A 14,030-nucleotide genomic window follows, 5' to 3' on the forward strand; every position below is an offset into this window, starting at 1 on the left:
CCCTGCCGCGCCGCCGCCGCTGTGACCGCACGCTCGGTTCGCGGCACGCCGGCCGGTCGCGCCGCGCCACCGCGTCCAGCGCCGGCCTCCGGCCCCCGTCTCCATCGTCCCACCGGGGTACGACAAAGACGGCTCCTCAGGCCGGTGGCGTGCCCTGGACCCGGTAGGCCCACTCCTCGTGCCAGCAGTGCGGGTACACGCCGCGTTGGAAGTAGGCCGTCACGCTGTCGATCGGGGCACTCCGCCGGTCGTGGTACAGCAGCCAGTACGGCACCACCGTGGCCAGCACCCAGTTCGCCACGACCAGCGGCAGGTACAGCGGGCCGAAGAGGCGGGCTTGCAGGACGTGCACCGCCTCGTGCTCGTCCACCCCCTGCGCCACGCCCGCCTGGACCGGGCCGACGGTGGTGGCGAAGCCCTTGATCACGCCCTCGCGCAGGCCCAGGACACCGCGGTGCCGGCTGAACTCGTAGTCGATCTCGTTGCCCCTGCCCAACGCGTAGGCCAGGAACAACACGCCGGCCGCCGTGTTCGGCAGGCTCCACGTGAAGTCGATCACGGCCGCCAGCCCGCCGCGCGCCGACCGCGGGTACAGCCGGGCGCGCCACGCCCAGCCGGCGTGCAGCGCCCCGAGCGCCGCGCCGGCCGCCAACGCGACTTCCACGTCCCACATTGTGGCGGACCCGGTGAAGTGCGTCACGCCCGTTCGCCGGCCGGCCGTTGAATTCCCCGACGCCCCGTGACGGGAAGTGGCCGGACCGTTGCGCCGAATAGCTGCTTCCGGTCTGTGAATGGGTGACCGCGCGCCGCCACCGGACAGCCCAGGGGGGTTGGGGTCTTTCGACCCTTTTTGGACTGTTCGCACCCCACTTCGGCCGAAGTCGAAAACGCGCTGTAACGCGCGCCGCCCCCGGATCGATGGATGTGCCCGCGCGTACGCGCGACCTGGGGCGACCGGAACGTTCACAGCACCACCGGCCACAGTGGACCTATTTCCGGGAGCGCTCGCAGGCTTTCCGCAACGGCGCGGTGGTGACCCGTCGTCACGTTGCGGACCCGTCGCGTGCCCGGTCCCGGGGAGTGCGCCGGAATCGGTCGCAACTGTGTGTGTAACGCGCCGCCCCGGCCAAGCGAATGACGGTTTGCCGAGGCGCGGAAAGCGCCGGAGGCACATTTGCGAACACACCACACGCGGGTTCGTCGGGGATGCCCTGCGATGTTGCACGTCCGAACCGGCCCAACCGGGGAGCGAGAGCGATGAGCGAGCAGGTCAGATCCACGCGCCGCAGACCGGCGACGGATCCGGCGACCAACCGCACGACCAACCCGACGGTCGGCAGCTGGGAGCCCGCGTACCGGTACGGCGTGATCGCCGCCGACACCGTCTGCACCGTCCTGGTCGTGGTGCTGGCGGGTCTGCTGCTCTCGGCGAACTCGTTCGGCCCCCTCCCGCTGCTGGCCCTGGAAGCGGTGACCGTCGCCGTCGTCCTGGGCTCGCTCTACCTCAACCGCGTCTGGAACGCGTCGGTGCTCGGCCAGGGCGCCGAGGAGTTCCGCCGGCTCGGCCGCGGCCTGTTCGCCTCGGTCGTCGCCCTGGGCTTGGGCGCGCTGGCCGCCGGGCTGCCGGGCGCGCGGCTGTGGGTGTTCGTGGTCGGCCCGGCCATCGCGCTGGTCGCCTTCCCCACCCGCTACCTGCTGCGCCGCCCGCTGCACCGCGCCCGCGGCGAGGGCAAGTGCCTGCTGCCGGTGCTCGCCGCCGGCAACGCCGACACCGTCAAGGACCTGATCAGCCGCACCCGGCGCGCCCCGCACCTGGGGTGGCGGGTGGACGCGGTGTGCACTGTGGACGGTCGCGCGGACCTGGGCGGCGAGCTGGACGGCATCGCCGTCGTCGGCCGGTTCGCCGAGGTCGCCGAGCAGGTGCGGCGCGGGGGTTACCGGATCGTCGCGGTCACCCCGGACGCCTACTGGACGCCGCGGCGGCTGCAGCAACTGGCCTGGGACCTGGAGGGCACCGGGACCGAGATGGTCGTCGCCCCCGCCCTGATGGACTTCGCCGGGCCCCGGCTGCACGTCACCGGCGTGCTGGGCATGCCGCTGCTGCGGGTCAGCGAACCGTCGTTCACCGGCATCCGCCGCGTGGTCAAGGCGACCGTGGACCGGGTCGGGTCGTTCGTCCTGCTCGTCCTGTTCGCCCCGGTCCTGCTGGCGTGCGCGGTCGCGGTCATGGTGGACACCCGCGGTCCGGTGCTCTACAAGCAGCGCCGCGTCGGCAAGGACGGCGCGCACTTCACCATCATCAAGTTCCGGACGATGGTCACCAACGCCGACGCGCTGCGCGACCAGTTGCAACAGGTCAACGAGGGCGCGGGCGTGCTGTTCAAGATGCGCCGCGACCCCCGGGTGACCAGCGTGGGCCGGTTCCTGCGCCGCTACTCCCTCGACGAGCTGCCCCAGCTGTTCAACGTGCTGGCGGGCTCGATGTCGCTGGTCGGGCCGCGCCCGCCGCTGCCGGAGGAGAGCGCGAAGTACGGGCCCGCGATGCGGCGGCGCCTGCTGGTCAAGCCGGGCCTGACCGGCCTGTGGCAGGTCTCCGGCCGCAGCGACCTGAGCTGGGACGAGTCCGTCCGGCTCGACCTGCGCTACGTCGAGGACTGGTCGCTCGCCCTCGACGCGCTGATCCTGTGGAAGACCTTCCGGGCCGTCTTCGGCGGCCACGGGGCCTACTGATGAGGAGCGAGATGGACCAGCCGATCGGCATCGCCGTCATCGGCGCCGGGTACTGGGGGCCGAACCTGGTGCGCAACGCCCAGGCCACCCCCGGGCTGAAGCTGCGGTACCTGTGCGACCTGGACACCGAGCGGGCCCGCCGCGTGCTCGGCGACTACTCGACGGTGCGGGTGTCCGGCTCCCTGGACGACGTGCTGGCCGACCCCGCGGTGGACGCGGTGGCCATCGCCACCCCCGCCGCCACCCACCTGCCGGTCGCGCTGGCCGCGCTGCGGGCGGGCAAGCACGTGTTGGTGGAGAAGCCCCTCGCCGCCGGGTACGCCGCCGGGCTGGAGCTGGTGGAGGAGGCCGAGGCCCGCGGCCTGACCCTCATGCTCGACCACACCTTCGTCTACACGCCGACCGTGCAGCACCTGCGGCATTTGGTGCGCAGCGGCGAGATCGGCACCGTCCAGTACCTGGACTCGGTGCGGGTCAACCTGGGCCTGGTGCAGCCGGACGTGGACGTGTTCTGGGACCTCGCCCCGCACGACCTGTCGATCTTCGACGCGGTCCTGCCCGACGGCGTCGCCGTCCGCCGCGTCTCGGCGCACGGCTCGGACCCGATCGGCGCCGGGCGCGCGTGCGTCGGCCACCTCACCCTGGAGCTGTCCGACGGCGTGATGGCCCACGTGCACGTCAACTGGCTGTCCCCGACCAAGATCCGCACGATGATCGTGGGCGGCTCGCGCCGCACGGTGGTCTGGGACGACCTGAACGTGGTGCAGCGGATCTCGGTGCACGACCGGGGCGCGGACGTCATCGAGGGTGACGAGGAGCGGACCCAGGCGATCATCTCCTACCGGCGCGGGGACACCGTCGCGCCCGCCCTGCCCGAGCGGGAGGCGCTGCGCGGCGTCATGGCGGAGTTCGCCGCGGCGATCACCGAGAAGCGCGCGCCGCTGACCGACGGCTGGTCGGGGCTGCGGGTGCTCGCGATCCTGGAGGCGGCGTCGGCGAGCCTGGCGGCCGGCGGCGAGTTCGTCACGGTGCGGGACGTCCGTCCCGCGGAACTGGAAGAGGCGGTTGCATGACTGGGGTAGCGGCCCCGAAGCAGGGCATGGACATGACGGTGACACCCACCGAGCTAGAGGGCGTCTTCGTCATCCAGCCCGAGTGGTTCGAGGACGAGCGGGGGTTCTTCTTCGAGTCCTACAGCAAGCGCCGCTGGGAGCAGCACGGCCTGTCGCTGGACTTCGTGCAGGACAACCACTCCCGCTCCACCAGGGGCGTCCTGCGCGGCTTCCACTTCCAGAACACCCTGGCCCCGCAGCACCGCCTGGTCCGCTGCACGGTCGGCGCGATCTTCGACGTCGTGGTGGACCTGCGGGTCGGCTCGCCGACCTTCGGCAAGTGGTACGGCATCGAGCTGACCGCCCAGAACCGCACCCAGCTGCTGATCGGCCCGGAGTTCGCGCACGGCTTCGCGGTGCTCTCGGACGTGGCCGAGGTGCAGTACAAGACCACCGGCTTCCACAACCCGCTGGCCGAGGGCCTGCTGGCGTGGGACGACCCGGACGTCGGCGTGGCCTGGCCGATCACCGACCCGATCCTGTCGGCCAAGGACAGCACCAACCCGTCGCTGGCCCGGTACCTGGAGAACCCGGCCTTCACCTTTGGAGCCCAGGCGTGAACCTGCGTGACGCACGTGTCCTGATCACCGGTGGGGCGGGCCTGATCGGCTCCACCATCGCCGACCACCTGCTCGACGAGGGCGTCGCCGAGATCGTCGTGCTGGACAACCTGGTGCGCGGCCGGCTGGAGAACCTCGCCGGCCCCATCAAGGCGGGCGCGGTGAAGTTCGTGGAAGGCGACCTGCGCGACCTCGACGCCGTGCGGTCCACCATGGACGGCATCGACCTGGTGTTCCACCAGGCCGCCATCCGCATCACGCAGTGCGCGGAAGAGCCCCGGCTGGCGCACGACGTGCTGGCGACCGGCACGTTCAACGTGCTGGAAGCCGCGGTGCGGGCGAACGTGACCAAGGTCGTCGCCGCGTCCTCGGCGTCGGTCTACGGCCTGGCGGAGGTGTTCCCCACCGAGGAGAACCACCACGCCTACGCCAACCGCACCCTCTACGGCGCGGCGAAGGTCTACAACGAGGGCCTGCTGCGCAGCTTCAACGAGATGTACGGCCTGGACTACGTGGCCCTGCGCTACTTCAACGTCTACGGCCCGCGCATGGACGTCTTCGGCGTCTACACCGAGGTCCTGGTCCGCTGGATGGAGCGCATCGCCGCCGGCACCCCGCCGCTGATCCTGGGCGACGGCAGCCAGACCATGGACTTCGTCTACAGCACCGACATCGCCCGCGCCAACGTGCTGGCGGCCAAGAGCGACGTCTCCGACGAGGTCTTCAACGTGGCCTCCGGCGTCGAGACCAGCCTCGCGCAGCTCGCCGACGCGCTGCTGGAGGTCATGGGCCGCAGCGACCTGCGGCCCGAGCACGGCCCCGAGCGCAAGGTCAACGCCGTGCCGCGCCGCCTGGCGAGCACCGAGGCCGCCCGCGAGAAGCTCGGCTTCGAGGCGAGCGTGTCCCTCCACGACGGACTGCGCGACCTCGTGTCGTGGTGGCAGAGCGAACTCCAGGGAGCGAAGGCATGATCCCCATCACCCGCCTGTACGTCGGCCAGGAAGAGGCCGACGCCGCCGCGGAAGCGGTGCTGTCCGGGTGGCTGTCGGTCGGCCCGCGCGCGGCGAAGTTCGAGGAGCTGGTGGCCGAGCAGGTCGGCGCGAAGCACGCGGTGGCCGTCAACAGCGCGACCACCGGCCTGCACCTCGCGCTGGCGGCGCTGGGCATCGGCCCCGGCGACGAGGTGATCTGCCCGTCGTTCACGTTCATCGCGACGCCGAACTCCATCCGCTACACCGGCGCCACGCCGGTGTTCGCCGACATCGACGAGCGCACCTACAACATCGACCCCGCGCACGTCGAGACGCTGATCACGCCGCGCACCAAGGCGATCATGCCCGCGAGCCAGATCGGCCTGCCCGCGGACCTGCACGCCCTCAAGGAGATCGCGCGCGAGCACGGCCTGCACCTGGTCGAGGACGCCGCGCCGGCCTACGGCGCGACCATCGACGGTGTCCGCCTGGGCACCATCAGCGACATCACCGTGTTCTCCTTCGACGCCCGCAAGATCCTCACCACCGGTGAGGGCGGCGTGGTGACCACGGACGACGCCGACGTGGCGGCGAAGCTCAAGGCGCTGCGCGCGCACGCGGCCTCGATCTCCACGCTGACCCGGCACACGTCCACCGCGGTGATCGCGGAGAGCTACGACGAGGTCGGCTTCAACTACAAGATGACCGACATCCAGGCCGCGGTCGGCGTGGTGCAGCTGGGCAAGCTGGACCACGTGGTGAAGGTCCGCCGCGCCCTGGCGGCCCGCTACGACGAGTTGCTGGCGGGCAACGAGTCCCTGGTCCTGCCGCACGAACCGGCGGGCTTCGGGCACGTCTACCAGTCGTACCTGGTGCGGCTGAAGCACCACACCCGCATCGACGTCATGAACGCGATGGCCCAGCGCGGTGTCGCGACCAGGCGCATCACCGCGTGCCACCTCGAACCCGTCTACCACGCCGGCGACGCGACCCCGTCGCTGCCGGTGACGGAAAGGGTTGCGGCGGACCACATCCTGCTGCCGCACTTCGTCGGGTTGACCGACGAGGAGCAGGACGAGGTCGTCGCCGCGTTGAACGCCGCCACCGCCTAGCGCGGAGCGGACGTTCGCGGAACCCGGTGGTCGGGGGCAGGGCCCGACCACCGGGTCCCGCCATGTCTCGGCTGGCTACGCACAGTGACTACGGGTTTCGAGTGCGCGATGTCATCCAATTGAGATCTCCACTGTAGTAACAGGTTCACTGTCAATGGCGACCTTCGGAGCAACAAGGTTGCACTACGGGGAGTAGTGACTGCCGCACTACGGAGTGCGTTCGAGGAGTTGAGTGGTCGATGGCGTCGCCGGTGAGACGTCTTGTCAGGACCCTGTGTGCTGTGCTCATGGTGACCGGTTGTGTCACCCCCCTTGTCCTCCTCAACGCCACAGTGGCCAACGCCGCGCCCTGTGACGTCCCGGTGGTCAACAAAGTCGCGTGCGAGAACACCAAAACCGGCACGCCGGACTGGCAGGTGAACTCCCGGGACGACTCGATCCTGGGCTACACCACCGACATCAGCACCACGCCGGGCGGCCAGGTCGCCTTCAAGATGCTGACCAACGCCTCCTCGTACACCATCGACATCTTCCGGCTCGGCTGGTACGGCGGTGTCGGCGCGCGGCAGATCGGCTCCGTCTCGCGCAACACCCCGCAGAACCAGCCGCCGTGCCTGCGCGACACCCCCAGCGCGCTCATCGACTGCGGCAACTGGGCCGTCTCGGTCACCTGGAACGTCCCCGCCGACGCGGTGTCGGGCATCTACTACGCCCGCGTCACCCGCAACGACAACCAGCTGAAGAACGAGATCGCGTTCGTCGTCCGCGACGACACCAGCACGTCCAAGATCCTGTTCCAGACCTCGGACTCCACCTGGGTGGCCTACAACCGCTACGGCGGCAACTCGCTGTACTTCGGCGACGGCCCCGGCCAGGGCGGCCAGGCCTACAAGGTCAGCTACAACCGCCCGTACACCGGCGGCGACGGCGACGAGAACTTCATCTTCAACGCCGAGTACCCGATGCTGCGCTTCCTGGAGCGCAACGGCTACGACCTGAGCTACACCACCGACGTCGACAGCGCGCGCCGCGGCCACCTCATCAAGAACCACAAGGTGTTCATGGCCGTCGGCCACGACGAGTACTGGTCCAACGAGCAGCGCGCCAACGTCGAGGCCGCCCGGGACGCGGGCGTGCACCTGGCGTTCCTCACCGGCAACGAGATCTTCTGGAAGACCCGCTGGGAGAAGAGCATCGACTCCTCCCAGACCGACTGGCGCACCATCGCGTGCTACAAGGAGACCAAGGGCACCCAGAACGACGGCCTCAACGACTGGACCGGCACCTGGCGCGACCCGCGCTACAGCCCGCCGCAGGACGGCGGCCGGCCGGAGAACGCGTTGCTGGGCAACATCTTCACCGTCAACGGCCGCCGCGACGACTCGTTGCAGGTCCCGGCCGAGTACGGCCGGATGCGGCTGTGGCGGCACACCTCGCTGCAGAGCATGAGCAGCGGCACCACGTACACCTTCCAGCCGGGCACGCTGGGCTACGAGTGGAACACGGTCGAGGACAACGGCTACCAGCCCGCGGGCGTCGGCCAGTTCTCCCGCACCACCGTCGCGATGCTCGACGGCCCGTACGTGCTGCAGAACCACGGCGACTACTACACGCCCGACACCAAGACCCACGCCATCACCTACTACAAGCACTCCTCGGGCGCGCTGGTGTTCGGCGCGGGCACGGTGCAGTGGGCGTGGGGCGTGGACGACGAGCACGCGTTCCTCACCAACACGCCGACCTCCGACATCCGGATGCAGCAGGCGACGGTGAACTTCCTGGCCGACATGGGCGTGCAGGCCACCACCCTGATGCCGGGCCTGGTGCAGGCGACCGCCTCCACCGACACCGCCCCGCCGGTCGTCACCTACACCACCGTCCCGCCGATGTCCACGGTCGGCCAGCCGTACACGTTCGCCGGCACCGTCACCGACGCCGCCGGCCGCGTCACCGGCGTCGAGGTGTCCACCGACGGCGGCGTGCGCTGGCACCCGGCGACCTGGCAGGCCGGGCAGACCGCCTGGACCTACACCTACACGCCGGCCGCGTCCGGCCCGGCCCAGCTGCGGGTCCGCGCGGTGGACGACTCGCTGAACCTGTCCTCGCCCGCCACGGCCTCGCCCGGCGTCAACGCCCGGACCTGCCCGTGCGGCCTGTGGACCAACAACGACACCCCGAAGACGCCGGACATCCTCGACGGCTCCGCCCTGGAGCTGGGCGTCAAGTGGCGCGCCAACACCGACGGCTACGTCCGCGGCGTGAAGTTCTACAAGGGGCCGAACAACACCGGCACGCACACCGGCACCCTGTGGACCGCCGGCGGTCAGCAGCTCGCGACCGGCACGTTCGTCAACGAGACGGCGTCGGGCTGGCAGACGTTGCTGTTCCCGGTGCCCGTGGCGGTCACCGGCAACACCACCTACGTCGTGTCCTACCTGTCGCCGACCGGGCACTTCTCGATGGACACCGAGTACTTCAGCCGCTCCTCGCGCTACCTGGAGCCGCTGACCGCGCCGCAGACCGGCGGCGTGTCCGGCGCGAACGGCGTGTTCCGCTCCGGGCCGGGCTTCCCGGACCGCAGCTCGCAGGACAGCAACTACTGGGTGGACGTGGTGTGGGCGCCGGACCCCGGCCCCGACACCCGCGCGCCCGAGCTGGTCGGGACCAACCCGCTGTCCAGCGCCAACAGCGTCAGCCTCAACCCGACGCTGTCCGCGACCTACGACGAGGCGGTCAACCCGAGCACGCTCCAGTTCACCCTGACCGGCCCCGGCGGCGCGGTCGCGGGCACCTCCTCGGTCACCGGCAACGGCAAGACCGCCCAGTTCACGCCGAACGCGGCCCTGGCCACCGGCACCACCTACACCGCCTCGGTGAAGGTCAAGGACGCCGCGGGCAACGAGACCGTGCAGCACAACTGGTCCTTCACCACCGGCTACAACCGGCCCGCCACGTGCCCGTGCACGGTGTGGGACGACTTCGCCGCGCCGGCCGTCAACAGCGCCGACGACAGCAACCCCGTCGAGCTGGGCGTGAAGGTCCGGTTCAACGGCAAGGGCGAGGTGCTGGGCGTCCGCTTCTACAAGGGCGCGGGCAACACCGGCACCCACAAGGGCTCGCTGTGGTCCTCCACCGGTCTGCTGCTGGCCACCGGCACGTTCGGCAACGAGACGTCCTCGGGCTGGCAGACGCTCAACTTCAGCACCCCGGTGGTCGTGCAGGCCAACACCACCTACGTCGTGTCGTACTACGCGCCCAACGGCCACTACTCCGTGACGCCCGGCTACTTCAACGGGCAGAGCGCGAGCTACGGCGCGATGCGGGCGCTGTCCAACGGCACCGACGGCCCCAACGGCGTCTACCGGTACGGCAGCGGCGGCGGGTTCCCGACGTCGTCGTACAACGCGGCCAACTACTGGGTCGACGTCATCTACAAGAACGGCCTCAACGGCGACACCACGCCGCCGACGCTGGACACCCGCACGCCGGGGCCGGACGCGACCGGCGTGGGCCTGAACTCGTCGCTGTCGCTGGGCTTCTCCGAGGCGATGGACCCGGCCTCGACGCAGATCTGGCTGTCGGACCCGGGCGGCGCGAAGCTCCACGGCACCGTCCAGCTCTCCGGTGACCAGAAGACCGTGACGTGGACGCCGAACGGCGCCCTGAAGCCGAACACCCGGTACACGGCCAGCGTCCTGCTCGCCGACGTCAACGGCAACGCGATGACGTCCACCGCGGTGTGGTCGTTCACCACGTCCACCTCCGCGACCTGCCCGTGCTCGCTGTTCAGCACGGCGACCGTGCCGACCGTCACGTCGGCCGACGACAGCGGGTCCTACGAGCTGGGCGTGCGGTTCAGCCCGACGCAGAGCGGCCAGATCACCGGCGTCCGCTTCTACAAGGGCGAGGGCAACACCGGCACGCACACCGGTTCGCTGTGGTCCTCCGCGGGCGTGCGGCTCGCGACCGGGACGTTCGGCGGGGAGAGCGCCTCGGGCTGGCAGACCCTGACCTTCACCACCCCGGTCACCGTCTCGCCGGGCCTGGTCTACACGGCGTCGTACTACGCGCCGAACGGCCACTACTCGATCGACCAGGGCTACTTCCAGGCCACCGCGGTCAACGCGCCGCCGCTGACCGCGCCGCAGACCGGCGACGGCAACCCCAACGGCGTGTTCATGCCGGGCGGCGGGTTCCCGACGATGTCCTACCAGGGCAACAACTACTGGGTGGACGTCGTCTACACGCCCAACAGCGACACCAGCCCGCCCGCGCACTCCGGGCACACGCCGCTGACCGACGCGGTGGACGTCTCGCGAACCACCCAGGTGACCGCGTCCTTCGACGAGCCGGTCGACACGACCAACTCGCAGTTCACGGTCAGCGACCCGGGCGGCGCGAAGCTGGACGGCGCCGTGACCCGCTCCGGCGACCAGCGGACGCTGCTGTGGACCCCCGCCGCGCCGCTGGCGGCCGGCACCCGGTACACCGCGAGCGTGCGGGCGGCCGACACCGGCGGCAACATCATGGCCGCGCCGGTCACCTGGTCGTTCACGGTGACCTCCACGCAGACCTGCCCGTGCTCGCTGTTCAGCTCGGCGACGGTGCCCACGGTGCCGTCGGCGGACGACGGCGGCGCGTACGAGATGGGCGTGCGGTTCACGCCTTCGGCCAACGGCCAGATCACCGGCGTGAAGTTCTACAAGGGCGCGGGCAACACCGGCACCCACACCGGCACGATCTGGTCGGCCGACGGCGTGGCGCTCAAGACCGGGACGTTCGTGAACGAGACCGCTTCCGGTTGGCAGACCTTGACGTTCGACACGCCGCTGACCGTCACGGCGGGCACCACGTACGTGGCCTCCTACACCGTGCCCAACGGCCACTACTCGGTGAACCACGGCTACTTCGCGGGCTACACCGCGACCTCGCCGCCGCTGTCCGCACCGGCCACCGCCGAGGGCGCGCCCAACGGTCTGTACGCGGTGGGCAGCGGGTTCCCGACGAACAGCTACCAGGGCAACCACTACTGGGTCGACGTCGTCTTCACGACGAGCTGAGACCACCGGCCGGGCCCACACCGGGCCCGGCCGGCTCTGCACCGAGGGGAACGACATGACGCCACGGCCACTGCTGCTGGTCGGCGGGGGCGGGCTCGCGCGCGAGGTGCTCGCCGCGGTCCGGCTCCTGCCGGAGGAGTGGAAACCCGTGGGGGCGCTGGACGACGACCCGGCCCGGCACGGCGCGGACCTCGACGGTCTGACCGTGCTGGGCGGGTCGGAGGTGGTGCACGAGCTGCCCGACGCGGCCGTGCTGGTGTGCATCGCCAGCGCGCGCCGGCCGTTGGGGCGGATGGACGTCGTGCGGCGGTTGGCGTTGCCGCAGGACCGGTACGCCACCGTCGTGCACCCGGCGGCGTCGGTGCCCGAGGGCGCGTTCCTCGGCCCCGGCACGGTCCTGCTCGCCGGGACGGTCGTGACGACACCGCTGCGCTTGGGGGCGCACGTCGTCGCGATGCCGCACGTGCTGGTCACCCACGACGACGAGGTGGGCGACGGCGTCACGTTCGCCGGCCGCGCGGCGCTGGGCGGGGCCGTGCGCGTGGGCGAGAGCGCCTACCTGGGGCAGGGTTCCTGCGTCCGGGAAGGCGTGACGATCGGCGCGGGGGCGGTCGTGGGCATGGGCTCGGTGGTGCTCACGGACGTGCCCGCGGGTGAGGTCTGGGTGGGGAACCCCGCCCGGAGACTGCGAGAGGGGAACGGTTCGTGATCGACATCCCGCTGGTGGACCTGCGTGCCCAGCACGAGCAGGTCGCCGACGAGGTCGCCGAGGGCTGGGCGCGGGTGCTGAAGAACACCGCGTTCATCGGCGGTCCGCAGGTCGCCGAGTTCGAGGCGGAGTTCGCCGCCTACCAGGGCGTCGCGCACTGCGTGGGCGTCGGCAACGGCACCGACGCGATCGAGCTGGCGTTGCGCGCCCTGGAGATCGGGCCGGGCGACGAGTGCGTGTTGCCCGCGAACACGTTCATCGCGACCGCCGAGGCCGTGGCCCGCACCGGCGCGACGCCCGTCCTGGTGGACTGCGTGGCCTCGACCGGCCTGATCGACCCGAAGCTGATCGGCGACGCCCTCACCCCGCGCACCAAGGCGATCCTGCCGGTGCACCTGTACGGCCAGGCCGCGCCCGTCGAGGAGCTGCGGTCCTTCGGCCTGCCGATCGTGGAGGACGCGGCCCAGGCGCAGGGCGCGCGGCGGTTCGACGTGGCCGTGGGCGGTCTGGGCGACATCGCCGCGACGAGCTTCTACCCCGGCAAGAACCTGGGCGCGTACGGCGACGGCGGCGCGGTGCTGACGTCCTCGGACACCCTGGCCACCGCCGTGCGGCTGCTCCGCGAACACGGCTCACCCCGCAAGTACGAGCACACGGTCCTGGGCTTCAACAGCCGCCTGGACACGCTCCAGGCGGTGGTGCTCTCGGCCAAACTCCGCCGCTTGGAGGCGTGGAACACCCAGCGCCGCGCGGCGGCCGACCGCTACTCGGCGCTGCTCGCCGACGTGCCCGGGGTGGTGCTCCCGGAGGTCCTGGAGGGCAACCTGCCGGTGTGGCACCTGTACGTGGTGCGGGTGGCCGAGCGGGACCGGGTCCTGGCGGCGCTGCACGCGGCCGGCATCGGCGCGGGCATCCACTACCCGACCCCCGTGCACCTGACCGGCGCGTTCGACTCGCTGGGTCACGCGCGCGGCGACTTCCCGGTGAGCGAGGCGGTCGCGGGGGAGATCCTGTCCCTGCCGCTGTTCCCGGAGATCACGCCCGCTCAGCAGGAGCGCGTCGTGGAAGCGCTGGCGGAGGCCGTCCGATGACCGTCCACGTCCACCCGAAGGGTCTGTGCGAGAGCGACGACGTCGGCGAGGGCACGCGCGTGTGGGCTTTCGCGCACGTCCTGCCGGGAGCCAGGGTCGGCCGCGACTGCAACATCTGCGACGGCGCTTTCATCGAGGGCCGGGCCGTCCTGGGCGACCGGGTGACGGTGAAGAACGGAACGCTGGTCTTCGACGGCGTGGTGTGCGAGGACGAGGTCTTCCTGGGCCCGAACGTGTTGTTCACCAACGACTTGCGACCACGTGCGGCGATCCGGAAGACCGGCGACGAACTACTGTCCACTGTGGTCAGACGCGGTGCTTCGCTGGGTGCGGGCACGGTCGTGGTGTGCGGCGTGGAGATCGGCGAATACGCCTTCGCCGCCGCGGGCGCGGTCGTCACCCGAGGCGTGGCGGCGCACTCCTTCGTAGCCGGCAACCCGGCCACCCACAAGGGCTGGGTCTGCGCCTGCGGCCACCGCCTGGACGCCACCCTGAGATGCCCGGAATGCGCCAACCAGTACACCGAGAACAACAAGGGCCTAACCCAAACCCCATAGCGCCCCTCTTCAGCACACCGCACCTCAACTCACGGCGCGAAGCGCCGACCGGGCAGTCCACCGGAGAGGACACAACCCAAGCCGGGCTTCTTGCTTGTGTCATCTCCGTATGGCCCGCCCGAAGGGCT

10 protein-coding genes are annotated in these 14,030 nt (G+C 71.0%); 9 read left to right on the forward strand and 1 reads right to left on the reverse strand.

Annotated features, from left to right (window positions below; translation table 11 throughout):
* Positions 1-136: 136 nt before the first annotated feature.
* Positions 137-664, reverse strand: coding sequence for a hypothetical protein (locus AB0A74_RS40185; protein WP_358258112.1), 528 nt, complete (start codon positions 662-664; stop codon positions 137-139).
* A gap of 593 nt (positions 665-1,257) precedes the next feature.
* On the opposite strand from AB0A74_RS40185, the gene AB0A74_RS40190 reads away from it, so the two are divergent.
* The 9 genes from AB0A74_RS40190 to AB0A74_RS40230 all read left to right on the forward strand — a co-directional run bounded on the left by AB0A74_RS40190 (position 1,258) and on the right by AB0A74_RS40230 (position 13,902).
* The gene (locus tag AB0A74_RS40190; protein ID WP_358258113.1) at positions 1,258-2,730 is read left to right on the forward strand and encodes a sugar transferase; all 1,473 of its coding nucleotides are present in this window, start codon (positions 1,258-1,260) and stop codon (positions 2,728-2,730) included.
* An 11-nt stretch (positions 2,731-2,741) separates the two neighbouring features.
* Positions 2,742-3,803 carry a Gfo/Idh/MocA family oxidoreductase gene (locus tag AB0A74_RS40195; RefSeq protein ID WP_358258115.1) on the forward strand — a complete coding sequence of 354 codons (1,062 nt, stop codon included), beginning with the start codon at positions 2,742-2,744 and terminating at the stop codon, positions 3,801-3,803.
* Complete coding sequence (gene rfbC / locus AB0A74_RS40200) at positions 3,800-4,402, forward strand: dTDP-4-dehydrorhamnose 3,5-epimerase (protein WP_358258117.1); 603 nt, start codon at positions 3,800-3,802, stop codon at positions 4,400-4,402. The genes AB0A74_RS40195 and rfbC overlap by 4 nt, the downstream gene beginning before the upstream one ends.
* Positions 4,399-5,373 carry an NAD-dependent epimerase/dehydratase family protein gene (locus AB0A74_RS40205; RefSeq protein WP_358258119.1) on the forward strand — a complete coding sequence of 325 codons (975 nt, stop codon included), beginning with the start codon at positions 4,399-4,401 and terminating at the stop codon, positions 5,371-5,373. The genes rfbC and AB0A74_RS40205 overlap by 4 nt, the downstream gene beginning before the upstream one ends.
* Positions 5,370-6,485 carry a DegT/DnrJ/EryC1/StrS family aminotransferase gene (locus tag AB0A74_RS40210; protein WP_358258120.1) on the forward strand — a complete coding sequence of 372 codons (1,116 nt, stop codon included), beginning with the start codon at positions 5,370-5,372 and terminating at the stop codon, positions 6,483-6,485. Before AB0A74_RS40205 ends, AB0A74_RS40210 begins: the two co-directional genes overlap by 4 nt.
* A 362-nt stretch (positions 6,486-6,847) precedes the next feature.
* Positions 6,848-11,545 carry a DUF4082 domain-containing protein gene (locus tag AB0A74_RS40215; RefSeq protein ID WP_358258122.1) on the forward strand — a complete coding sequence of 1,566 codons (4,698 nt, stop codon included), beginning with the start codon at positions 6,848-6,850 and terminating at the stop codon, positions 11,543-11,545.
* Between the two features lie 55 nt (positions 11,546-11,600).
* Complete coding sequence (locus AB0A74_RS40220; RefSeq protein WP_358258124.1) at positions 11,601-12,254, forward strand: NeuD/PglB/VioB family sugar acetyltransferase; 654 nt, start codon at positions 11,601-11,603, stop codon at positions 12,252-12,254.
* Positions 12,254-13,345 carry a DegT/DnrJ/EryC1/StrS family aminotransferase gene (locus AB0A74_RS40225; RefSeq protein ID WP_358258128.1) on the forward strand — a complete coding sequence of 364 codons (1,092 nt, stop codon included), beginning with the start codon at positions 12,254-12,256 and terminating at the stop codon, positions 13,343-13,345. Before AB0A74_RS40220 ends, AB0A74_RS40225 begins: the two co-directional genes overlap by 1 nt.
* The gene (locus tag AB0A74_RS40230) at positions 13,342-13,902 is read left to right on the forward strand and encodes an acyltransferase (protein ID WP_358258126.1); all 561 of its coding nucleotides are present in this window, start codon (positions 13,342-13,344) and stop codon (positions 13,900-13,902) included. Before AB0A74_RS40225 ends, AB0A74_RS40230 begins: the two co-directional genes overlap by 4 nt.
* The last annotated feature ends 128 nt before the right edge of the window (positions 13,903-14,030 follow it).

This window comes from Saccharothrix sp. NPDC042600, from assembly GCF_040647305.1.
In the GTDB taxonomy this organism is placed as follows: domain Bacteria; phylum Actinomycetota; class Actinomycetes; order Mycobacteriales; family Pseudonocardiaceae; genus Actinosynnema; species Actinosynnema mutabilis.